We start from the raw sequence: 23,187 nt of genomic DNA, 5'->3' as shown, positions 1-23,187 counted from the left end.
GATCACGACACCTCGGGCACAAATCCGGCCTGCGCCGGAATGACGAAGTAGGAAGTTTCGCGTCAAAGGTGAAAGACGCCGGGCCCCGGCCTTCACCGGGGCGACGAGATATGAGGAGGCAACAAAACCCCCTCAAAACCCAACTTCAAACATCCTCAAACTCAAACCCCGTCTTGGCCAACGCCGGATGCTCCCACCCACCCTTGGGTGCAAAGCGCTCGCCATAACGCTGCGCCAACCGTTCGAGCTTCCCGCGCACTACACCAACACCTTCGCTGCGCAGATATTGAATTGGACCACCACGGAACGGCGCAAACCCCGTGCCGAAGATGACGCCCGCATCGAGCAGATCGGCATCATCGACCACGCCATCGCCCAGGCAGGCAACCGCTTCGTTGACCATCGGCAGAATCATGCGGTCCTGCAGATCGGCTGGCACAACGTAATCAGGGTCGACTTCCGGTTTCTGCGGCTTGCCTTCGTGCCAGGTATAAAGCCCCTGGCCGTCCTTCTTGCCGCGTTTGCCGGCTTCGAGCTTGTCTTCCAGGCCCGCCGGCAATTCCAAGCCGAGGAAAGGTGCCAGCTCCTTACCGACCGAGGCGCACACATCCAGGCCGACGGTGTCGGCCAGTTCGATCGGCCCCATCGGCATGCCGAACTTCTTCGCCTCCCTGTCCAGCACCGGGCCTGGGATGCCTTCGTTGTACAGGCGCATCGCTTCGAGCAGATACGGCATCAGGATGCGGTTGACCAGGAAGCCGGGCGTGCCTTTCACCGCGATCGGCAACTTGCCGATCGCTTTGCAAAAGGCGAGTGCGCGCTTTTCAAACGCCGGGTCGAGGCGGTCATGGCGCACCACTTCCACCAGCGGCATCTGCGCGACCGGATTGAAGAAGTGCAAGCCGAGGAAGTGCTCGGGCTTTTGCAGACCCTTGCTGAGTTCGGCAAGCGGGATGCTCGAGGTATTGCTGGCCAGGATTTCGTCGGCCTGGAATTGCGGCTCGATCGTCGCGTAGAGCGCTTCCTTGGCTTGCGCGTTTTCGAAGATGGCCTCGATGGCGAGGTCCGCTTCCTTGATGCCGTTGCCTTCGACATCGGCACGCAGACGGGCGATCGTGGACTGTACCTTGTCCGGGTTCTTGAGTTTCTTCTCGTACAGCTCGCGCGCACGATCCAGCGCTGGCTGGATGAACTTCATCTCACGGTCCTGCAACGTGACGTTGAAGCCTTTGAAGGCAGCCCAGGCAGCGATATCGCCACCCATGACGCCTGCACCGACGACGTGCACATGCTCGATGCCGTGCTCGATGCCGCTGCCTTGCGATTTCAAACGCTCTTGCAGAAAGAACATGCGGATCAGGTTTTGCGCCGTCGGCGTCTGCGCCAGCTTGGCGACCGATTTGGCCTCCAATTTCAGACGCTGGTTGATGCTGCTGCCGCCGCGACGCCATACGTCAATGGTGGCGAACGGCGCCGGATAGTGTTCCTTGCGTACCTTGGCGGCGGTCTGCTTGAGCACCATGGGCGCGAGTACCTGACGCACCGGCCAGATATTGGTTGCCCAGGCCTTGGCTCGCAGTGCGAAAGGACGAGCGTGCGGGCGGCGCAGCAGGCTGCGCGCTTCGGCCAATAACTCGGTGGGAGGGGCGAGCCGGTCGACCAGGCCCAGGGCGAGGGCACGCTTGCCCGACAGGGCGCGGCCGGTCAGCATGATCGGCAGCGCTTCGGTCGCACCGATCAACCGCGGCAGGCGAGCGGTGCCGCCCCAACCGGGATGGATGCCCAACATGACTTCGGGCAGGCCGATCCGGGTCTTCTCATCGTCGGCCGCCACACGCTGGCGGCAAGCCAGGATCAGCTCGGTGCCACCGCCCATGCAGGCGCCGTGGATGGCGGCGACGGTCGGGCAGGGCAGGCGCGCCAGGGCTTCATAGACGCGCTGGCCGTTCTCGATGTTTTCCAGCACGCTGCCATGCTGGGCGTACTTCACGAATTCCTTGATATCGGCGCCCACCGCAAAGCCAAAGGGCTTGGCCGAATGAATCAGCACGCCGGCAGGCTTTTCGATCGCCAGGCGTTCGACGATCTGACCCAGCTCGTCGAGCACGTCACGCGAGATCGCGTTGACATGGGCGTCGGCCCGGTCGAGGGAGAGGGTGACGATGCCGCTGTCGTCCAGGCTCGTCTTCCAATGGTTGAAGCGCAATCCTTCGAACATGGTGATAGGGGACGTGGCTTAGAAGCTGCTCACCATACCTTCCCGTAGCGATGATTGCGAGACGAGGGCCGGCACCGGAAACGGTTCTTTAGCCGTGCCCGGGAAGCCGGGGCGAATCCGCGTTGTGCGCTACCGCATGAATCGGTTCGCAAAATGCCGCCAATCGATAGGAATGCGGCTTTAGCTATTGTGCTCGCTCCTGGAGTGCGCAATTTTACGCATCGAATGAATACTTCCTTGGCCACCCCCGCCGCACCCGTCGGCGCAGATATCTTCGAGCGCATCCTCGCTGCGTCCGGCGGGCTGCTTGCGCTCGATGGTGGGGATACCGATGCCTTGATCGACCAGTTCCGGGCCTTGGTACGCCATTCCGGGCAGTCGGTTTATCTATGGTTGCCCGAGACGGGGCTGGACAATCTTCGCGAAGCCCATGCTCGCGTGCCCGGTAGCCAGCGGCTGGGACAGGCGCTGCGCTTTGTACAGCAGAGCATCCATTTTGGCGTCTATCTGTTTCGGGGCATCCCCACGCCCCTGGCAGCCTCCGAACTGAGCCTGCTACGCCAGCTTGCCCGTAGCCAGACCGAACAGGTGCGCCGCGTCGTGTTGCTCGACGCGCCGAACGGGTTGCTCAATACCCTTGCCGACGTGCTGGTGCGCGTCGATTGCGCAGCCAAGCCGGAAGTCCGTCCGCGTCTGCGCGACGGGCGCTGGCTGCTCTAACGACACAACCTTATGGACAAGGCCGCCACCGGTGTTCTGATCATAGCCGCCCAGCGTGAGCTGCGCCGGGAGCTGTTCGATCTGTTCGACCACGAAGAACTGCACCCGGTGGTCTATTCGGCGCGCGATCTCACCCATGCCCGTCAGTTGCTGCAGGAACAGCCCAAGCTCGATCTGGCCGTGCTGGTTTGCGACGGCGACGCGCGACACACGCGCCAGAACGTCGAAACGCTACGCCAATGGCCATCGTGCACGGCAACGCCGCTGCTGCTGATACTGACCGAAAGCTCAGGGCTGAAGCCCAGCGAGCTGCCTGCCGAAGTGGCTGACTGGCTGTATGCGTCGCAGATCGCCAACGAGCTGATCGGTCGCTGGCGGCGTCTTGCGCACCTGTCCGCGCCGGTCGTGGCGCTGCCGACGGCGACCGCGTCACCGGGCGATCGCGGCGACTATCGCTTTGCGTTCGACGAGGCCGATACCGAGTGGGTGGTAGTCGACCCGGTGCGCGAACGGATCATCGAGTCGAGCGTCGCCATGATTCGCCATAGCGGCTTGTCGTTGGCGCGGCTGTCCAGGCTACCGATCGCCGAGCTGTTCCAGTTCGAACAGGCAGACCTCCACAAGCTGATCGGCGAAGGCTCTCGCCAATGGCATCGTTGCAAGCGTCTTTCGGCCAGCGGCAGCGATAGCGGCCAGGCCAATGCACGCAAGGTCAGGCACCAGGGGCGGGATGCGGTAGCGTTCTCGTTTCGCAGCGACCGCCCGGCCGCACGCGCGGAACCCGCATTGGATCTGCTCACGCGTCTGTTCAATTCGGGCGGCGGCGACGATGGCGTCGAGGCGGCTGCCAAACTGCTTTACGACGCTCTGGACCTGGATTACTTCGCACTATGGTCGGCGCGGCCGGAAGAAAGCAGCGCACCTACCCAGCTGTTGCAGCTGTGGCGCGGCGAAAACCAGACCTGGCCGAGCCCCGGCCTGCAAAGCTCGCTGCGTCTGGTACTCAATGGTCAACCGATGCTGCACCAGGGTGATGCGCGCCGTCTGGCCGCGGTCGATCCGTTGCTCGAACAGCTTGCTCTCAATGGTTTTGCCGGTCTGCCCTTGCTCGACGAGCGGCGCAATGTGCTTGGTGCATTGCTCGTGGGCACGCATCATCCGTTCGGCAATATGGACATTCTCGGACCAACCTTGCGCATTGCCGCGACGCGTTTCGCGCATGCGCTGGAACTCAAGCGCACGCGGGAGCAGGGACGTGCCGAAGGCCTGCTCGATGCGCTGACCGGCTTGCCCAACCGGCTGCTGTTCAACGATCGCCTGGACATGATCATTCGCGAGGCGACCCGCACGGGCGAGTGCTTCGCGTTGCTATTCGTCGATCTGGATCGTTTCAAGACTATCAACGACACGCTCGGTCATGCCGTGGGCGATCAGGTGCTGATCACCGCCACCCAGCGCCTGCGGACCAGCGTGCGCGCGTCCGACACCGTGGCCCGTTACGCTGGTGATGAATTTGTGGTGGTGCTCCGGCACATCGTCAAGAACGAAGACGTGTTGCGTATCGCCGAGAAGATCGTGCAGGTCATGCAGGCACCGCTGCGGATCGATGACGGTACCGAATTGCAGGTCACCACCTCCATCGGCGTCAGCTTCTATCCGGACGACGCCGACGATGCGGAAACCTTGCTCAAGCACGCCGATGAGGCGATGTACGCGGCCAAGAGCCTGGGTCGCAATAATTTTCAGATCTACGAAGTCAGCGCCGAACAGGCGCAGCAGCAGAATCTCGCGCTGAAATCGCGCCTGCGCCATGCCGAGAGCAACGGCGAGCTGCGCGTCTTCTTCCAGCCGCAGGTCGATGCCAAGACCGAGGACATCGTCGGCATGGAGGCGCTGGTCCGCTGGGAGCATCCGGAGCTGGGCTACATCGGCCCCGGTTTCTTCATCCCGCTGGCCGAGGAAACCGGGCTGATCATTTCGATCGGCGAGTGGGTGCTACGCGCGGCCTGCCGTCTGGCCCAGGAGTGGGAGCGAAAATTCGGGTTGCGGCTGCGCCTCGGTGTGAACCTGTCCGCCGTGCAGTTGATGCAGCCCAATTTCCTCGACGTGGTCTCCTCGGTCTTGCAGGAAACCGGGCTCGATCCCGGCCTGCTGGAAATGGAGATCACCGAGAGCATCAGCATCAAGGCCGCGCCGAATCTGATGGAAAACCTGCACGGGTTGCACAAGCTCGGCTGCCGCATCGCGATCGACGATTTCGGTACGGGTGCGGCCTCGCTGGACTATCTACGCAAGTTGCCGGCGGACCGGATCAAGATCGACCAGAGCTTCGTGCGCAATATCGGCGTCGATCCGGACGACGAAGCAATCGTGCGTACCACCATTGAGATGGCTCACCGCCTCAAGCGCGGTGTCGTGGCCGAGGGGGTGGAGATCGAACAGCATCTGCAGTTCCTGCGCAACAACCACTGCGACGAATTGCAGGGCTATCTGTTCTGCCGCCCGCTGCCGGTGCCCACCTTTGAGAAACTGCTGTCCGAGCGCCAGCGTCTGATCGCCACCGCCGGCGATTGACTTGCCAGCCGCCGTAACGGCCCCATATCGATAATCCTAGGGGCTCGTACCGGTGCCATGCCGGGCGGGCGGGAAGCTGTCATAGGATGGGGCCGCATGATGAACGCCTTCGTGCTGAACTTAACCTCTGGATGCTTGTCTGATTTCATCGTTCTCATCCGGCGCACTTTATGCTTGTAACAGCGGTAACGAAGGAGACGGCCCGGATGGGCGAAAACGAACTGGATCGCGCGCTGGTCGAGCGAGTCCAAAGTGGGGACAAGCGGGCGTTTGACCTGTTGGTACGCAAGTACCAGCACAAGGTGATCGGCCTGATTTCGCGCTATGTGAACAACTATGCCGAGTGCGAGGACGTCGCCCAGGAGGCCTTTGTGCGCGCCTGGCGTGCCATCGGCTCGTTCCGCGGCGAGAGCGCGTTCTACACATGGATGTACAAGATCGCCGTCAATACCGCCAAAAACCATCTGGTGGCGATGGGACGGCGTCCGCCGACCGACGATATCGCCGTCGAAGATGCCGTTTTCGTGCCCGGTGCCGACCGCATGCAGGAAAGCGCCACACCCGAACGTGAATTAATGCGGCAGGAAATTGAACAAACCGTGTTTTCGACGGTCCAAGCCCTGCCAGAAGAACTGCGTACCGCCATTACCCTACGGGAAGTGGAGGGGCTCAGTTACGAAGAGATTGCCGAAGCCATGGATTGTCCGATAGGCACGGTGCGTTCGCGGATTTTCCGCGCTCGCGAGGCGATCGATGAAAAGCTGCGGCCGCTGCTGTCGGACCGCGAGGATCGTAAAAATGACTGAAGTCAATCGCGAAAACCTTTCTGCCGGAATGGACGGCCAGCTCTCCAAAGAGGAGCTGCGCTTTCTGCTGCGCCGGTTCGAATCCGATGCCTCGCTGTCCCAGGCCTGGGCGCGCTATCACCTCGCCCGCGATGGGCTGCGGCGCGAGCTGCCGTCGGTAGCCTCCGAGGGCTTTGCCGCCCGGGTGATGCTGGCGATCGACCAGGACACGATGATTACGGTGGCCCCGCAAGGCCGTCGACGCTGGCTGCACTGGTCGGCTGGCGGCGCGATTGCCGCAAGCGTGGCCATCGCCGCGCTGCTGGTGACACAGCCGGCAGGTCAGGAAGGCAGCGATCGCGGCTCGCCGCTGGTGGCTGCCAATAACGGCGCAACCGTTTCGCCGGTGACGCAGGCCGTACCGACACACAACAATGCAGCTCCCGCGCAGGCGCCGGCGTGGCTCAATAGCTATGCCTCGCTTCCTTCGCAATTGAGCGAGCGGGCATCGGCCACAATCGATGCCAACGAAGGTCCGCTGTTCTACTCGCAGAGCGACAAGCTGTCGCCCTATCAGGTCCGCGGCTACCGCGTGGTCAACCATGGCAACGGCAGCTACCTGCTGATCAGTCCGGATCAGGCGGTGCCTCAGCAGTCCGTGCCGCAGGCCCGCGCCGTCGGTCAATGACGGCGGGGCGTCAGCCGCCACCCAGTAAGGCCACAAGGCCACGCGTTCGTCGTGGCCTTGTCTTGCAAGCTCCCTATCTTTTGTTGCCTCTAACGGTCCGCGCCACGGGCTGCGTAGAGGTATGTCTGAAAACAGGAGGAACATCAGCATGAGTGGATTTATCTTGCGCACGGCGGCTTGCTGCGCCCTGGTCGGGTTGGCATCCATCGGCAGTGTGCAGGCGCAAAATGCCCCTGCGACAACAGGCAGCCTGCCGGATTTCACCGGTATCGTGCAGCAGAACGCGTCGGCCGTTGTGCATGTCGAGGCCAAGTACAGCGGCAAGCGCGCCAACAAAACCGTGCGTCGCGGGCAGCAACAGGGGCCCGATTCCGACAGTCCCGATGGCGACGATCCGAACGACATCCTGCGCCGCTTCTTCGGCATGCCGATGATGCCTTCGCCCGAAGAGCAGGCGCGTACGTCGCTGGGTTCGGGCTTCATCATCTCGCACGATGGCTACATCATTACCAATACGCACGTAGTGGACGACGCGGACACCGTCAGCGTGCGCCTGCAGGATCGCCGCACGTTGACCGCCAAGGTCGTCGGCAGCGATCCGCAATACGACATCGCGCTATTGAAGGTCGATGCTGGCGGCAACCTGCCTGCAGTGAGCATTGGTGATTCGCGCGCGTTGAAGCCCGGCCAGTGGGTGCTGGCGATCGGTTCGCCGTTCGGCTTCGACTACACCGTGACCCAGCGCATCGTCAGTGCGATCGGCCGCAACCTCGGTGGTCAGGACCAGCCGTATACCTCGTTCATCCAGACCGACGTGCCGATCAATCGCGGCAATTCCGGCGGTCCGCTGTTCAACCTGCAAGGTCAGGTCGTCGGCGTGAACTCGCAGATCTATTCCAATACCGGCGGTTATCTCGGTGTGGCGTTCTCGATCCCGATCGACGTGGCGATGAGCGCGGTCAAGCAGATCAAGGAACATGGTTATGTGTCACGCGGCATGCTGGGCGTGACCGTGCAGCCATTGACCGACGAGATGGTCAAGGCACTCAAGCTGCCTGATGCCAATGGCGCCATGGTTGCCGATGTGAGCAAGGACAGCGGGGCCGAGAAGGCCGGCATCCATCCCGGTGATGTCGTGCTGGCATTCAACGGCCAACGCGTCAATCAGGCCTCGGACCTGCCGCCATTGGTCGGCATGACGCCGCCTGGCACCAAGGCGACCCTGCAGATCCTGCGCAACGGTAAGAAAGAGGACGTCCCGGTTGCGGTTGGCGAACTGCCGCGCGACAAGAACGCCGCCTTGGCGAGCAAGAGCGGTAGCGAGCAGCCCGGTGCGCGTGCCGGTTCGTCCCTTTTGGGGCTGACCGTGCAGGAGATCGACAGCGCTACCCGTAAGCAGCTGGGCCTGAAGGCCGGCGAGGGCGTGGTCGTGGCCAATGTCACCGGTCGCGTGGCAGCCCAGGCCGGTTTGCGCCAAGGCGATGTGATCCTGCGCGTCAACCAGACTCCCGTCACCAGCGCCGCCTCGTTCCGTGAGGCCACCAAGGACGTGAAGGCGGGAAGCACCGTGTTGCTGCTGGTGCGCCGTGACGATCGCAGTTCGTTTATCGGGCTGACCGTGCCGGGCGACAAGGACGACGAGTAAGCGCGGCAGGCTCGCTTCGCATCGCCCCGAGCTTCCCCCTCACCCCAACCCTCTCCCCCGGCAAAGCCAGGGGAGAAGGGTAGGTTACGCAAGTACGAAACAACGAGGTTCCCTCAGTCGGCTCCCTCTCCCCTGGCTTTGCCGGGGGAGAGGGTTGGGGTGAGGGGGGCTTTAAGTCCTCAGCCCAACGGCACCCCTCATACCGAGGCGCAGCCTCGCTGACTACGCATTCATACAGCGCCGACCGGCAACCCGGCCCCCACCCGTTCCATGCGATAATGCCCAGTTCGTGCCGCCATCGGGGGGGCGCGCTGCCGGCGTACTGCGTTCGGTGGAACACCGTATACAGCGTAGTCCATGGATCTGATCCGCAATTTTTCCATCATCGCCCATATCGATCACGGCAAGTCCACGCTGGCGGATCGCATCATCCAGATCTGCGGCGGTCTGACCGAACGCGAGATGGAGGCGCAGGTACTCGACAATAATCCGATCGAGCGCGAGCGCGGCATTACCATCAAGGCGCAGTCCGTGTCGTTGCCGTACAAGGCGCGCGACGGCAAGACCTACCAGCTCAACTTTATCGACACCCCCGGGCACGTCGACTTCTCCTACGAGGTCAGCCGCTCGCTGGCTGCGTGCGAAGGCGCGCTGCTGGTGGTGGATGCGGCGCAGGGCGTCGAGGCCCAGTCCGTCGCCAACTGCTACACCGCGGTGGAGCAGGGCCTGGAAGTGGTGCCGGTGCTCAACAAGATCGACCTGCCGACCGCCGACATCGAAAAGGTGAAGGGCGAGATCGAGGCGGTGATCGGCGTGGATGCCACCGATGCGGTGGCCGTCAGCGCCAAGACCGGCCTCAACGTGGTCGAGGTGCTCGAGGCGATCATCGCGCGCATTCCGCCGCCCAAGCCCGGCGACACCGATCGCCTGCAGGCCTTGATCATCGACTCCTGGTTCGACAATTACCTCGGCGTCGTGTCGCTGGTGCGCGTGATGCAGGGCGAGATCAAGCCGGGTGACAAGCTGCTGGTGATGTCCACCGGCCGTGCGCACGAAGTCAGCGAAGTGGGCGTGTTTACCCCCAAGCGCAAGAAGCTCGACAAGCTCGGTGCGGGCGAAGTGGGCTGGATCAACGCCTCGATCAAGGACGTGCACGGCGCGCCGGTCGGTGACACGCTGACCCTGGCCGCCAAGCCGGCCGCGAAGCCGCTGCCGGGCTTTCAGCAGATGCAGCCGCGCGTGTTCGCCGGCCTGTTCCCGGTCTCGGCCGACGACTATCCGGCGCTGCGCGAAGCGTTGGACAAGCTGCGCCTTAACGACGCCGCGCTATTTTTCGAACCGGAAAGCTCCGAGGCGATGGGCTTCGGCTTCCGTTGCGGCTTCCTCGGCATGCTGCACATGGAAATCGTGCAGGAGCGCCTGGAGCGCGAATACGATCTGGACCTGATCACCACCGCACCGACGGTGGTCTACGAGGTCCTCAAGACCGACGGCTCGATCCTGCTGCTGGACAATCCGGCCAAGCTTCCGCCTTCGCAGGAAGTGACCGAAATCCGCGAGCCGATCATCGTCGCCAGCATCCTCACGCCGCCCGACTACATCGGCAACATCATCACGCTATGCGAAGAAAAGCGCGGCGTGCAGCGCTCGATCCAGTACCTGGCTACCCAGGTGCAGATCACCTATGAGCTACCGCTCGCCGAAGTGGTGCTGGACTTCTTCGATCGCCTGAAATCGGTGTCGCGCGGCTATGCCTCGATGGACTACCACTTCGAGCGTTTCGATGCCGGCCCGTTCGTGCGCACCGACGTGTTGATCAACGGCGATCGCGTCGATGCGTTGAGTCTTATCGTGCATCGCAGTCACGCCGACCGTCGCGGTCGCGACCTGGTCGAGCGCATGAAGGACCTGATCCCGCGTCAGCAGTTCGACGTGGCGATCCAGGCGGCGATCGGCGCGCAGGTGATTGCGCGTTCCACCGTGAAAGCGTTGCGCAAGAACGTTCTGGCCAAGTGCTATGGCGGTGACGTCAGTCGTAAGAAAAAGCTGTTGGAAAAGCAGAAAGAAGGCAAGAAGCGCATGAAACAGGTCGGTCGCGTGGAAATTCCACAGGAAGCCTTCCTTGCGGTGCTGAAGGTCGACAAATAAGCGGTAAACGGTAAACGGCAAATGGTCAACGGAGTCGACGCTTCTCTTGGCCACGGACCATTTACTATTGACCGCTCTACCAGGAGCTGTGCATGGATTTTGATTTTTCGGCGATATTGCTTGGCCTGACCGTTGCGTTCGGCGTGATCTGGCTGATCGATCGCCTGTTCTTCTACAAGGCGCGCAAGGCCAAGGCCGAAGCGGACGGTGCCACGGAAGTGCGCGAGCCGGTGCTGGTCGATTGGTCGCGTTCGCTGTTTCCGGTGGTGCTGGTGGTGCTGGTGCTGCGCTCCTTCGTCGCCGAGCCGTTTCGCATTCCGTCCGGTTCGATGATGCCGACGCTGGATGTCGGCGACTTCATCCTGGTCAACAAGTTTTCCTATGGCCTGCGCATGCCGGCCTTCAACAACAAGTTTTTTGCCACCGGCGAACCCAAGCGCGGCGACGTGGTGGTGTTCCGCTTCCCGGGCTACCTGTGCCAGGACGGTGAAAAGATGGTGCGCAGCGGCGACATCACCTGCGCCAATCCGCATGCGCCGGTGGAAAGCCAGAACTGGATCAAGCGCGTGATCGGCTTGCCGGGCGACCGCATCGAGGTGCATGGCGATACGTTGCTGATCAACGACCAGCCCGTCGCGGCCGACCTGATCGGCCCGTACGCGGGCGACCCCAAGCAGCAGGAATCGCGCCTGATGCTGGAAATGGGCGCCACGGTATGGAACGAGCATCTGGGCAATGTCACGCACAAGATCGCCCGCATGCCGGCCTACAACACCCCGCCGTCGATTCCCAATGACAAGGTGCCGTCCGAGGTGCCGCAGGGCTGCTACCTGGTGATGGGCGACAACCGGTACAACAGCACCGACAGCCGCTGGTGGGGCTGCATGCCGGAGCAGAACCTGGCCGGCAAGGCGTTTCTGGTCTGGCTGAATTTCGGCGACTTCAAGCGCGTCGGCACCCTCATTCATTGAGATTCCGGTACACCTGCGTGACGGAGTAGCCCTCGGGCTGCTCCAAACGCGATCCAGGGCACGTGACCTGCAGCCCGTCTGCGGGCAGAATCGCACTCGCAAAGCCAAGGTGATCGGTGTTTCCGTCACCTTGTGAGGCTGGCATAAAACGCACACGGGGTACGGCCGCCAACGCGGCGTAGCGAGGGGATTATGAAAAAGCAGTCGGGCATCACCCTGATCGGGTTTCTTGTCGTATTGATCGTGGTCGGTTTCTTCGGCTTCATGGCAATGAAGCTGATACCGTCCTATACGGAGTACATGGGCGTCTCCAAGGCGATGAACCAGGTCGCCAGTGCGGGCGTGGAAGGCAAGTCGCTGGATGAAGTACGCCGTGACCTGATCTTCAAGATGGGCTTCCAGTACGTGGACGACGCCACCGTCGGCCCCAAGGACATCACCCTGCAGCGCAGCGGCAATGCCGCCCAGCTCAAGGTGGCCTACGACAAGCGCATCCCGTTTCTCTACAACATCGACTTCCTGCTGCACTTTGAAAAAAGCGTAACCTTGCAGGGTAATGTCGGCGAATAACCGAGTTTTCGAGTTTTGACCAAACTGTCCTACCGCTTCCGTGATCCGGCCCTGGCCGACCTGGCGCTGACGCATCGCAGCGTCGGCAAGCCGAACAACGAGCGGATGGAGTTTCTCGGCGACGCCCTGCTTGGCGTCATGGTTGCCGAATTGCTTTACGACGCGCACCCGAATGCCAGCGAGGGTGAGTTGTCGCGGTTGCGCGCGCAGCTGGTCAACGGCCAGGCATTGGCCGTCATTGCACGCGAGCTGGAGCTGGGCGATGGCCTGAAGCTCGGCCCAGGCGAACTGAAGAGCGGCGGTTTCCGCCGCGATTCGATCCTGGCCGATGCCTTCGAGGCCTTGTTGGCGGCGGTCTACCTCGATGGCGGCTTCGAAGCCTGCCGCGAGGTGGTCCGCAGCCTGTTCAAGGACCGGGTCGCGGCGATCCCGCGCTCCTCCAAGGACGCCAAGACCCGCCTGCAGGAATGGCTGCAGGCGCGTGGCTTGCCCCTGCCGCTGTACGAGCTCAAAGACGCCCGCGGCGAGGATCACGCCAAGACCTTCGACGTCTCCTGTGCGATCACCGAGCCGCAGATCATCCACGCCGACGGCCATGGCGGCAGTCGCCGGGCGGCCGAGCAGGACGCGGCCGAGACGGTACTGCGCCGCCTGCTAGAATCCTAGGTCGCCTGATTCCGGCGCTCCGGCGCACATTGACTTACACTTCTTTCCCACCTCTAGCGGGGGCGCCCGGCCTTGGGCCCACATCCCGCCGACTTACCGAACAGGCTCCAAGCCATGAATGATAACGACGATAGTTTTGAAGACGTCGGCGCGCCCGAGCTGCCGCACGAGGATTTCCGCTGCGGCCTGGTCGCCCTGGCCGGCCGGCCCAATGTCGGCAAATCCACGCTGCTCAACGCCCTGATCGGCTTCCGGCTGTCGATCGTCAGCCCGCGTCCGCAGACCACCCGCCACCGGATTCTCGGCATCGCGACCAGCGAAGCGGGGCAGATCCTCTATGTCGATACGCCCGGCCTGCATCGCGGCGCCAAGCGCGCGATGAATCGCAGCCTGAACCGTGCCGCACGCTCGGCCATCAGCGAAGTCGAAGTGATCGTGCAGGTGATCGAGGCCGGCCGCTGGACCGACGAGGACGAAACCCTCTACGACGCCCTGGTCGAGCAGAAAGTGCCGCGCCTGCTGGCGATCAACAAGGTCGACCTCAGCAAGGACAAGAGCGCGATGCTGCCGTTCGTGTCCGAGCTGATCACGCGACACAGCTTCGATGACATCTACTACGTCAGCGCCTTGAAGGAAAAGGGCCTGAAGGAGTTGCAGGAAGGTATTCTCAAGCGTCTGCCGGTGCAGGCGCCGATCTACGGCGAAGACGAAATCACCGATCGCAGCGAGCGCTTCCTCGCCGCGGAAATGGTGCGCGAACAGCTCATGCTGCGCCTGGATCAGGAACTGCCCTACGCCACGACGGTGGAAATCGAACAGTTCGCGGATCGCCCCGATGGCGTCGCCGAGATTCACGCCATTGTCTGGGTCGAGCGCGATGGCCAGAAAGCCATCGTGATCGGGCAGGGCGGTGCGCAGCTCAAGGCGATCGGCAGCTCCGCCCGCCGCAATATGGAGCGTATCTTCGAGCGCAAGGTATTTTTGAAGCTGTGGGTGAAGGTGCGCGAAGGCTGGGTGGATGACGAGTCGATGTTGAAGAAGTTCGGCTACGAATGAGTCGTGAAGTCGCGCCTATGGCGCTGTAAAGTCGCCCGCTTTGCGAGCTGTAAAGGGTAAAGGGGAAAGGCAAAGAGCCGATACGTCAGCTTTTCCTCTTTACCCTTTACCCTTTACAGCGCCGCAGGCGCGACTTTACTGCCTGCGCAGCAGGCGACTGACATGCACCTAGACCAACAACCCACCTACATCCTCCACGCGCGCCCCTACCGGGAAACCTCGCTGCTGCTCGAATGCCTGACGCGCGACTTCGGCCGCATCGGCATGGTGGCGCGTGGTGTGCGTAGCGAGCGGGGCAAGGCGAGGTTGCAGCGAGCCTTGCTGGAACCGTTCCAGCCGCTTGCCGTCGACTTGCTCATGCGCGGCGAGCTGGCAACGTTGCGTGGTGTGGAAGCTGCCGGCATGCCGCTGCGGCTCGTTGGCGATGCCAATCTGGCAGGTCTTTATCTCAACGAGTTGATCGTGCGGCTCACCGGCCGCCAGGATCCGTTGTCGGATCTGTTCGATGCGTACGCGATGACCTTGCCGCGGCTGGCCACCGAATCGCTTGCCTGGAGTCTGCGCCGGTTCGAGCGTGATCTGCTCGATGCGCTGGGTTATGCGCTTCAACTCGAATTTGAAGCCGAAAACGGCGAACCGGTAGAGCCGGAACGGTTCTATCGCTATCACGTCGAACTCGGCCCCGTACCCTGTCTGCCCGGCACCGCGCAGGCACTGCGAGGGCGCGACTTGCTCGCGTTGGCGCAGGATCAATCGCCTGACGCCGCCGGTTTGAGCGCACTACGCAACATGATGCGGGACGTGATTCGTTTCTATCTCAACGGTGGCGAACTGCGTGCGTGGCGGGTGTTCGGCGGTATGGCTGCGCGCGAACGCGGCGATCGCTGATCAGCGATCAGCCAGGGCGTAAGGCGTCGATAGTCGCCAGCAAGGTTGAGCGAAAGCCGGCGACCGGGCCGCTGGCGACAGTTTGCCCGCGCATCAGATGTTGCTGCAGCAACAGAGTCTGCGTAGCCAGTGAAGCGGTGCCGCAAAAGCCACAGGAGGCAAGCAGGCGATGCAGTCGTTCGCGCAGGCGTACGCTGTCCTGCGCCAACTCTTCCCACTCCCGATCGAGTTGCAGGAGTTCATCGCGCATCAGGCCACGCAGCGCGCGCATGACGTGTTCGTCGCCGCTGCTTGCCAGCGCTTGCGTATCGTCGAGCAGGTCTTCGCCGCCCAGGGCGGGATCGACCAGGGCGGCGATCCGGCGCAGATCCGATTGCTGACACGGTTTCAGCAGCAGGTCGTTGAAGCCGCAGTCGAACAAGCGCTGCCGCGTCGGTTCGTCGAGCTCGGCGCTGGTGGCTACCGCAAGCTTGTCGTAGCCGCTGCTACGCAACGCGGTCAGTACCTGCTCGGCGCCGCCGCCGGGCATGCGGCAATCCAGGACCAGCAGCTCGAACGGTTGTTGTTGGGCCAGTTCGATAGCCGACGGGCCGTCGGTGCAACCGGTGGCGTCCAGTCCCAGACCGCGGAGCGCTTCGGTCAGAAACAGCAGGCTGGACGGGTCGTCGTCGGCCACCAGTACGCGAGGTGTGGTGTCAGATGCAAGCGTTTGGCGGCGATTTTCGATCGATGGCGGCATGACAGGTCCGTGTCGTTCAGCTTGTTTTGGCAGAATGGCGCGATATGAGTTTCGCACCAAACCGCCTTGCACTCATATTCCTTCTGCTGTCCGTCGTCGGACTGGCAGCGTCGGCGCATGCCGATACCACGCTCAAGGCCAAGCAAATCGTCGTGGCGGGCGCCAAGTTACAGGATCTGCAGGCTCAGTTGGGCGAGGACGGCCAGGGCGGAATCAAGCTGACGATGCGGATCGGCAAAGCCGATGTCCCGGTGATGGGCTGGCGCCGTGTCGGCCTGAATCTGCGTGGCACGCTGCAGCGCGATGCCAGCATGCGCTGGCTGTTCTCCGGCGCCGTGCAGTTGGGCAACGCTCCGGGCGGTGCGCTCAACGACGCCAAGATCGCCATGGTGATCGACGACGCGGCCAACACGCTGCAGATCGACCTCACCCAGGGCAAGGCCCAGGTCAGTGGCGCCTTGCCGCTGGATCAGCCCAGCCATGCGCAGATCAACCTGAGCGCGATGCCGGCCGGCTGGCTGCAGGGCCTGCTCAGTACCGTGTGGTCCGGCCGTGCCACCGGTGGGCGCGTCGACGCCGATCTTGCGCTCGATACCTACGACAGTGGTGTCCAGACCTCGGGCCAGTTCACCCTGGACGGCGTGGGGTTCGACACACCCGGCGGGCGTCTGGCCGGGCAGGGGCTGGGCGGTGGCGGTCGCCTCACTCTCGATACCACCAATGGCCCCGCCAAATTGGCGGTGGAGGCCAGCCTGCGTGGCGGTGAGCTGTTGCTCGGGCCGATCTATGCACGCCTGCCTGGCGATCATCCGGTGCAGTTGGGGATCGACGGCCGCAGCCAGCGCGGCGGTTTTTCCATCGACCGCCTGCGCGTGGCCGATGCGGATGCCCTGCAGCTCGAAGGCGCGGTGGGTTTCGATGCCAAGGGCGAACTGGACACCTTGAAGCTGGACCGCCTGCAAGCGCGTTTCCCCGCCGCCTATCAACGTTACGGCCAGGCCTGGCTGACGTCGCTGGGTCTGCGCGACATGCGCATTCAAGGTCAGGTCAACGCGCTGTTGGACCTCGATGACGGCAATCTCAAGAGTTTCAGCTTCGACACCGACGGTCTGGACGCGGCCGACGCGGAAGGGCGCCTGGCCGTGGTCGGCCTTCGCGGCGGCCTGGACTGGGCGGCGCAGGGGGATCGGCCGGCCACGGCGCTGAGCTGGCGCAACCTGCAGGTCTACAAGATTCCGCATGGCGCGGCGCAATCGCGCTGGCAAAGCCATGGCGGCGCGCTTGCCTTGCAGCGCGGCGTGGATATTTCGGTGCTCAACGGCAAGCTGCATGTGGGCGAGTTGAGCTGGCGGCCGGCGGCCAGCAAGGGCGAGCGCCTGAATACATCGGTGGTGCTCACCGGTATCGACATGGCGGCTTTCAGCCGCGCGGTCGGCTGGCCCGAGTTCCCCGGGACGCTGGGCGGGGCGATTCCGGGCTTGCGTTGGATCGACGACCGCTTTGAGCTGGAGGGCGGCCTGTCGGTGAATGTGTTCGACGGCTTCGTCGATATGACCAAGCTGTCGCTGCAACAGCCCTTCGGGCCGACCCCGGTCTTCACCGGCAATATCCATGTGAGTCGGATCGACCTGAGTGCGATCACCAGCGTATTCGACTTCGGCAATATCACCGGACGCATGGACGGCAATATCGACCAGTTGCGCCTGGTCAACTGGAACCCGGTCGCGTTCAAGGCGAACCTGCTGGCCGGCGACGGCGGCAAGATCAGCCAGCGCGCCGTCAACAACCTCACCAGTGTCGGTGGCGGTGGCCTGGCCAGCGGCCTGCAGGGCGCAGTACTGAAACTGTTCAAGACCTTCAGTTACAAACGCATCGGTCTCAGCTGCGTGCTGGAGGGTTCGGTCTGCCATATGGGGGGCTTGGACCGCGACGGAGACGGCTACACTATTGTCGAAGGCAGCGGCTTGCCGCGCTTGCAGGTGGTGGGTCATCAGGCCCAGGTCGACTGGCCTACGCTGGTGCGGCGACTGAAAGCCGCCACCGAAGGAACTGCACCGGAAGTTCGTTGATTCCGGGCTCAACACACGCCAGGAGCGTTTTTATGCGCAAGCTTGCCTATGGTTTGCTGGTCACCGTGCTGGTCGCGCTGGTGGGTTGCGTGACCATCAATGTCTACTTCCCCGAAGCTGCGGCGCAGAAGGCTGCTGACCAGTTCATCGGCACGGTGCTCGACAGCAATGCGCCACCCGCCGACAGCGGCAAGTCGGCGCCGGCCGCCACACCCAGGAAAGACAACCAGCCCGCGGCGATGCTGCTGGATCTGCTGGTGCCGGCCGCCTATGCGGCCGACACGCCCAACCTGCGCGTACAGACCGCCACCACCGAGGCGATCCAGGCGCGCATGCAGGAGCGTTTCCGTTCCACGCTCGGTCCGCTGTTCGACAGTGGTGCGGTCGGCTTTACCTCGGACGGCCTGATCGCCGTACGCGACGCCGGCAAGCTGCCGCTGGACCAGCGCTCGCAGGTCAATGCAGCCGTCGGCGACGAGAATCGCGACCGCAACGCGCTGTATCGCGAAGTGGCCAACGCCAATAACCACCCCGAGTGGGAAGGGCAGATTCGCACCACCTTTGCCAAGGGCTGGATCGAGCGGGCCAAGGCAGGCTGGTATTATCAGGACGCCTCGGGTGCCTGGAAGCGCAAATAACGCTTCACGCGCCTTACATTCACCGAACTCAAGCGCGCCCGGATCAGCCGATGCGGGTGCGCGGTATTTTTTATAGTGATGAAAGAATTCGAAGCCGAGATCACCGATCTCATCCACGACGGCCGCGGCGTTGCCCGCGTTGACGGCAAGGCTGTCTTCGTCAGCGGCGCGTTGCCCGGCGAAAACGTGCGTCTGCGCATCCGTCGCCGGCACCGCAATTTCGACGAAGCGGAGGTCATCGAACTGTTGACCCGTTCGCCTCACCGGGTCGAGCCGAAGTGCCGTCACTATGGCCAGTGCAGCGGCTGCTCGCTGCAGCATCTGGATGCCGGCGCGCAGATCGAAGCCAAGCAACACGTGCTGGCCGAGAACTTCGAGCGCATCGGCAAGGTGCAGCCCGCGACGTGGCTCGAGCCGCTGGTCGATCAGCCCTGGGGCTATCGCCGCAAGGGGCGCCTGTCGGTGCGCAATGTGGCGAAGAAGGGGCGCGTGCTGGTCGGCTTTCGCGAAGAGGACAATCCGCGTTTCGTCGCCGATATCGAGCAATGCGAAGTCGTGCATCCGTCGCTCGGCCCGAAGATCGGCCTGCTCGCGCAAACGATCAGTGGCATGGATGCGGCTGGCGATATCGCGCAGATCGAATTTGCCGCCGGCGACGACACCATGGCCCTGGTGTTTCGTCACCTCAAGCCGTTGAGCGAATCCGATCAGGCCACCCTGGTGGCGTTCGGACAAGCCAATGACCTGGCCATCTATCTGCAGCCAGGTGGCATCAGCAGCGTGCATCCGTTGTGGCCCGAGTCGCCGCGCCTGGCGTTTCGTATCGCCGCGGACGACGATCGTGCGCATGATGTCGAGCTGGAGTTTCGCCCGCTCGATTTTGTGCAGGTCAATGCCGGCATGAATCAGCGCATGATGTCGCGCGCCATGGCCTTGCTCGATCCGCAGCCGAACGATCGCGTGCTCGATCTGTTCTGCGGTCTGGGCAATTTCACCTTGCCGATTGCGCGTCGCGTCGCGCAAGTAGCCGGCGTGGAAGGCGAGCATGGTCTGGTCGAACGCGCCGGTGCCAACGCCGCGCGCAACGGCATCGGCAATGCGCAATTCCACGTGGCGAATCTGTTCGAAGATCAACGCCATGCCAGTTGGGCGCGCGAACCGTGGAGCAAGCTGCTGCTCGATCCGCCCCGAGCAGGTGCCGACAAGGTGCTGGAATACCTGCCGCATCGTGAAACGCAGCGGATCGTCTATGTGTCCTGCCATCCGGGTTCGCTGGCGCGCGACGCCGGCATCCTGGTGCAGAAACATGGCTTCAAGCTGGTGTCGGCCGGTGTCATGGACATGTTCCCGCATACCGCGCACGTCGAGTCGATCGCCTTGTTCGAGCGTGGCTGATGGGCGTCGAGATCGAGCGCAAGTTTCTGCTTGCCGACGACAGTTGGCGAGCAGGCGTTGCTCGTAGCGAGCGCATCGCCCAGGGTTATCTGGTCGGTGTGCGCGCACTGCAGAGCGGCGATGCGCAGGCTTCAGTGCGAGTGCGCCGCGCCGGCGAGCGGGCTTGGCTCAATATCAAATCGGCCACGCTCGGGATCGAGCGAGCCGAGTTCGAATATCTCATTCCAGTCGACGACGCGATGCAGATGTTGGCGACTTTGTGCGACGGCGTGCTGGAAAAAATCCGCCACTACGTCACGGTCGACAACGTGCTGTTCGAAATCGACGAGTTTCTCGGCGACAACCAGGGCCTGGTCGTTGCCGAAGTCGAGTTGCCCAGCGTCGACAGCCCGTTTCCGCGTCCATCGTGGCTGGGACGCGAGGTCAGCGCGCAATTGCGCTACTACAACGTCAATCTGATCGAGCATCCGTACTCCCGTTGGAGCGATGCCGAACGCGAAGGAGTCGACGCCGCATGCTGATGATCGGAATCGCCAGCCTCGAACTGGCTGCCCATGAGCGCGATTGGCTGAAGGCGCCGGGTGTCTATGGCGTCCTGTTGTTCGGGCGCAACTTCGCATCGCGCGAGCAGGTGACGGCGTTGATCGAATCGATCCGCGATGTGGCTGGCGAAGACTTCCTGGTCGCGGTGGACCAGGAAGGCGGCCCGGTACAGCGCTTTCGCGAAGGCTTTACGCGGCTGCCGCCGCTGGCCGCGATCGGCAGGGTTTACGACCGCGATCCGGACGACGCCATTCGCCTGGCCGAGGAACACGCCTGGGTGATGGCCAGCGAGATGCGCGCGATCGGCGTGGATTTCAGTTTTGCGCCGGTGGTCGATCTGGCGCGTGGCAACGCCGCCATCGGCCTGCGCGCGTTTCATGCCGATCCCGCCGTAGCCTCCGAACTGGGACAGGCTTATGTGCGTGGCATGCACCTGGGCGGTATGGCCGCGGTGCTCAAGCACTTTCCGGGGCACGGCTCCGTCGCTGCCGACACGCACAAGGCGCAGGCGATCGATCCGCGTCCGCTGGATCAGATCCGTCGTGAGGACTTGCGCCCGTTCGCCGAATGCATCGACGCCAGCGTCGAGGCGGTGATGATGGCCCACGTCGTCTATCCGGCGGTCGACGAACAACCGGCCGGCTACTCGCGCCGATGGGTCGAAACGATCCTGCGCAACGAACTAGGTTTTACCGGCGCAGTGATCAGCGACGACATCAGCATGGCCGCCGCCGGGGTCGCCGGCACGGTGACCGGGCGGGTGCTCGGTCACCTGGATGCTGGTTGCGACCTGGTACTGGCCTGTTTCCCCGAGGTGGTGGATGAAGCCATTGCTGCGGTAAAAGGGCGTACTGCGCCCGGTGCCGAGCGACTGGCCGCCTTGCGTGGCGCCATCGGCTCGACCTGGGAAGGCCTCACCGACAACCCGCAGCGCGATCGTTTCGTCGCGCGCATTACCGCTTTGCATAGCGAGGAAGTAAAAGCATGACCGCGCAAGCCCCTTCGCTCGACGCCGCCCTGGCGAATGCCGATCTTCTGTTCAACCGCGACGAGCTCGAGTCGACCATCGCGCATATGGGCCGCCAGATCGATGTTGCCCTCGACGGCGAGCGTGCGTTGTTTCTCACCGTCATGCACGGCGCGCTGATCTTTGCCGGCCAGCTGGCGCTGGCCATCCGCACCGATCTCGAATTCGACTACGTACATGCCACCCGTTATCGCGGTGCGACCTCCGGTAGCGACTTGCGCTGGCTGCGCGAGCCGCAGGCGGACATGACCGGCCGCACGGTGTTGCTGGTCGACGACATTCTCGACGAAGGGCACACGCTCAAGGCCGTCCGCGACGACTGCCTGCGTCGTGGTGCGCGCCGGGTCCTGATCGTCAGCCTGTGCACCAAGCAACATGATCGCCTGGTCGAAGGCGTCGCCGCCGACTTCAACGGCGTCGAGCTGCCGGATCGCTATGTGTTCGGTTATGGCATGGATTATTACGAGCAGGGTCGTAACCTTCCGGCGATCTACGCTTTGAAGGATTAGGAGTGAGTGAAGAGGAGTGAGGAGTGAGAGAAAGCAGGCTCTCGCTCCGCTCTTGCTCTCTCTTACTCCTCACTCCTCTCCACTCACTCCTCGCTCTTGCTCTCTCACTCCTCATCACCAGATACCCAACTATGTCCCTCCCCATCGACCTGGCCGTCATCGGCGGCAGCGGCCTGTATAAATTCCCCGGCCTGGAAAACACCGAGCGCCATGCCGTAAACACGCCCTATGGCGCGGCGTCCGGCGACGTGGTGCTTGGCGATTTTGCCGGTAAGCGGGTGGCCTTCATGGCGCGCCACGGTGAGAGTCACAGCCTTCCGCCGCACCGCGTCAATTACCGCGCCAATCTCTGGGCCTTGCACAGTCTGGGCGCGCGCCGGGTGATCGGCGTCAATGCCGTAGGCGGCATCCGTGCCGATATGGGGCCGCGTGTCATCGTGGTGCCGGACCAGATCATCGACTACACGCACGGCCGTTACACAAGCTATTGCGATGTCGAAGGCGCCGAGGTCAAACATATCGATTTCAGCGAGCCTTACACACGTGCCTTGCGTCAGTCATTGGTGGCAGCGGCAGCCGATGCGGGCATTGCCGTGATCGACGGCGGTTGCTACGGCGCGACCCAGGGACCACGGCTGGAAACCCGTGCCGAGATCGCTCGTCTGAAACGCGACGGCTGCGATCTGGTCGGCATGACCGGCATGCCCGAGGCGGCCTTGGCGCGCGAACTTGAAATCGATTACGCCTGCCTGGCGCTGGTGGCCAACTTCGCTGCCGGCTGCGGCGATGAAGAAGAAATCAGCATCGAGGAAATATTCGCCCACCTGGCGGCAGCCACCGCCGAAGTGCCGAAGATCCTTGCGGCTTTGCTCAAAAGCTGACCTTTAGGGATGCTCCGAGTATCGATTTAAGTCGACCGTACCCCTCCGGATATTGCGCTTTGCCCTCAAACATGTTGATACTTCACTTTGCCAGGGGCGGGGGACCAAGGGGTTGATTGTGGTTCGGCGCATGGCCTTGGTGTATCCAATCCATGATTTTAGAGGTTCACGCAATGCGTTTCGGTACGGTCAAGTGGTTCAACGACGCCAAGGGTTTCGGTTTCATCGCGCCTGAGGACGGTGGGGAAGATGTGTTCGTTCACTTCTCGGCAATTAATTCGAAGGGCTTCCGTAGCCTCAAGGAAGGCGACCGCGTGAAGTTCGAGGTCACCACGGGCCCCAAGGGCGCCCAGGCTTCCGGCGTCGAAGTGGCTGTCTAAGTCATCTCGATCCGGCGTCTTGCCGATCAGTGTTTAAGAAAAACCCCGCGCCTTTATAGCGCGGGGTTTTTTTATGA

The 23,187-nt window shown here is 63.0% G+C and carries 21 protein-coding genes; 19 read left to right on the top strand and 2 right to left on the bottom strand.

The features are described 5' to 3' along the window. Positions 1 to 145: 145 nt before the first annotated feature. Complete coding sequence (locus QMG46_RS18855; RefSeq protein ID WP_281849408.1) at positions 146 to 2,218, bottom strand: 3-hydroxyacyl-CoA dehydrogenase NAD-binding domain-containing protein; 2,073 nt, start codon at positions 2,216 to 2,218, stop codon at positions 146 to 148. A 237-nt stretch (positions 2,219 to 2,455) separates the two neighbouring features. Between QMG46_RS18855 and QMG46_RS18850 the strand changes: the two genes are divergently transcribed. The 11 genes from QMG46_RS18850 to recO all read left to right on the top strand — a co-directional run bounded on the left by QMG46_RS18850 (position 2,456) and on the right by recO (position 14,929). Further along, positions 2,456 to 2,938 carry a Ycf46 family AAA ATPase gene (locus tag QMG46_RS18850; protein WP_281849407.1) on the top strand — a complete coding sequence of 161 codons (483 nt, stop codon included), beginning with the start codon at positions 2,456 to 2,458 and terminating at the stop codon, positions 2,936 to 2,938. Between the two features lie 12 nt (positions 2,939 to 2,950). Further along, positions 2,951 to 5,512: a putative bifunctional diguanylate cyclase/phosphodiesterase gene (locus QMG46_RS18845; protein WP_281849406.1), complete on the top strand. Its 2,562-nt coding sequence runs from the start codon at positions 2,951 to 2,953 to the stop codon at positions 5,510 to 5,512. Between the two features lie 206 nt (positions 5,513 to 5,718). Continuing rightward, on the top strand, positions 5,719 to 6,318 hold the full coding sequence (gene rpoE, locus QMG46_RS18840; RefSeq protein ID WP_281849405.1) for an RNA polymerase sigma factor RpoE: 600 nt from the start codon (positions 5,719 to 5,721) through the stop codon (positions 6,316 to 6,318). Further along, positions 6,311 to 6,985, top strand: a complete 675-nt coding sequence (locus QMG46_RS18835; RefSeq protein ID WP_281849404.1) for a sigma-E factor negative regulatory protein — start codon at positions 6,311 to 6,313, stop codon at positions 6,983 to 6,985. Before rpoE ends, QMG46_RS18835 begins: the two co-directional genes overlap by 8 nt. A 148-nt stretch (positions 6,986 to 7,133) precedes the next feature. Then, complete coding sequence (locus tag QMG46_RS18830; RefSeq protein WP_281849403.1) at positions 7,134 to 8,630, top strand: DegQ family serine endoprotease; 1,497 nt, start codon at positions 7,134 to 7,136, stop codon at positions 8,628 to 8,630. Positions 8,631 to 8,987: 357 nt separating this feature from the next. After that, positions 8,988 to 10,778 (top strand): translation elongation factor 4, encoded by a 1,791-nt coding sequence (gene lepA / locus QMG46_RS18825; RefSeq protein WP_281849402.1) that lies wholly within the window; start codon positions 8,988 to 8,990, stop codon positions 10,776 to 10,778. Between the two features lie 92 nt (positions 10,779 to 10,870). Beyond that, positions 10,871 to 11,749, top strand: a complete 879-nt coding sequence (gene lepB / locus QMG46_RS18820) for a signal peptidase I (protein WP_281849401.1) — start codon at positions 10,871 to 10,873, stop codon at positions 11,747 to 11,749. Between the two features lie 189 nt (positions 11,750 to 11,938). Further along, the gene (locus QMG46_RS18815; protein WP_281852926.1) at positions 11,939 to 12,319 is read left to right on the top strand and encodes a DUF4845 domain-containing protein; all 381 of its coding nucleotides are present in this window, start codon (positions 11,939 to 11,941) and stop codon (positions 12,317 to 12,319) included. Between the two features lie 15 nt (positions 12,320 to 12,334). After that, the gene (gene rnc / locus QMG46_RS18810) at positions 12,335 to 12,985 is read left to right on the top strand and encodes a ribonuclease III (RefSeq protein WP_281849400.1); all 651 of its coding nucleotides are present in this window, start codon (positions 12,335 to 12,337) and stop codon (positions 12,983 to 12,985) included. A gap of 114 nt (positions 12,986 to 13,099) precedes the next feature. Then, complete coding sequence (era, locus tag QMG46_RS18805; RefSeq protein ID WP_281849399.1) at positions 13,100 to 14,041, top strand: GTPase Era; 942 nt, start codon at positions 13,100 to 13,102, stop codon at positions 14,039 to 14,041. Positions 14,042 to 14,203: 162 nt separating this feature from the next. Further along, positions 14,204 to 14,929 (top strand): DNA repair protein RecO, encoded by a 726-nt coding sequence (gene recO, locus QMG46_RS18800; protein ID WP_281849398.1) that lies wholly within the window; start codon positions 14,204 to 14,206, stop codon positions 14,927 to 14,929. 7 nt (positions 14,930 to 14,936) lie between these two features. Here recO and QMG46_RS18795 read toward each other — a convergent pair whose 3' ends face one another. Next, positions 14,937 to 15,668: a response regulator gene (locus QMG46_RS18795; protein WP_281849397.1), complete on the bottom strand. Its 732-nt coding sequence runs from the start codon at positions 15,666 to 15,668 to the stop codon at positions 14,937 to 14,939. Positions 15,669 to 15,712: 44 nt separating this feature from the next. Between QMG46_RS18795 and QMG46_RS18790 the strand changes: the two genes are divergently transcribed. The 8 genes from QMG46_RS18790 (at position 15,713) to QMG46_RS18755 (ending at position 23,110) form a co-directional block, all read left to right on the top strand. Beyond that, on the top strand, positions 15,713 to 17,737 hold the full coding sequence (locus QMG46_RS18790) for a hypothetical protein (protein ID WP_281849396.1): 2,025 nt from the start codon (positions 15,713 to 15,715) through the stop codon (positions 17,735 to 17,737). Positions 17,738 to 17,769: 32 nt separating this feature from the next. Continuing rightward, entirely contained in the window at positions 17,770 to 18,375 is a 606-nt protein-coding gene (locus tag QMG46_RS18785; RefSeq protein WP_281849395.1) for a YdbL family probable chaperone protein, read from the top strand. A gap of 78 nt (positions 18,376 to 18,453) precedes the next feature. Further along, positions 18,454 to 19,770, top strand: coding sequence for a 23S rRNA (uracil(1939)-C(5))-methyltransferase RlmD (gene rlmD / locus QMG46_RS18780; protein WP_281849394.1), 1,317 nt, complete (start codon positions 18,454 to 18,456; stop codon positions 19,768 to 19,770). Continuing rightward, positions 19,770 to 20,291 carry a CYTH domain-containing protein gene (locus tag QMG46_RS18775; RefSeq protein WP_281849393.1) on the top strand — a complete coding sequence of 174 codons (522 nt, stop codon included), beginning with the start codon at positions 19,770 to 19,772 and terminating at the stop codon, positions 20,289 to 20,291. Before rlmD ends, QMG46_RS18775 begins: the two co-directional genes overlap by 1 nt. After that, a complete protein-coding gene (gene nagZ, locus QMG46_RS18770; protein WP_281849392.1) occupies positions 20,285 to 21,301 on the top strand; it encodes a beta-N-acetylhexosaminidase in 1,017 nt (338 codons plus the stop codon). The genes QMG46_RS18775 and nagZ overlap by 7 nt, the downstream gene beginning before the upstream one ends. Further along, positions 21,298 to 21,849 carry a hypoxanthine-guanine phosphoribosyltransferase gene (locus tag QMG46_RS18765; protein ID WP_281849391.1) on the top strand — a complete coding sequence of 184 codons (552 nt, stop codon included), beginning with the start codon at positions 21,298 to 21,300 and terminating at the stop codon, positions 21,847 to 21,849. Before nagZ ends, QMG46_RS18765 begins: the two co-directional genes overlap by 4 nt. 131 nt (positions 21,850 to 21,980) lie before the next feature. Continuing rightward, a complete protein-coding gene (locus QMG46_RS18760; protein WP_281849390.1) occupies positions 21,981 to 22,730 on the top strand; it encodes an S-methyl-5'-thioinosine phosphorylase in 750 nt (249 codons plus the stop codon). A gap of 173 nt (positions 22,731 to 22,903) precedes the next feature. Continuing rightward, positions 22,904 to 23,110, top strand: coding sequence for a cold-shock protein (locus tag QMG46_RS18755; RefSeq protein ID WP_281849389.1), 207 nt, complete (start codon positions 22,904 to 22,906; stop codon positions 23,108 to 23,110). Positions 23,111 to 23,187 lie beyond the last annotated feature (77 nt).

This window comes from Dyella sp. GSA-30 (assembly GCF_027924605.1).
Classification (GTDB): domain Bacteria; phylum Pseudomonadota; class Gammaproteobacteria; order Xanthomonadales; family Rhodanobacteraceae; genus GSA-30.
This window is presented reverse-complemented; position numbering and strand designations above follow the sequence as displayed.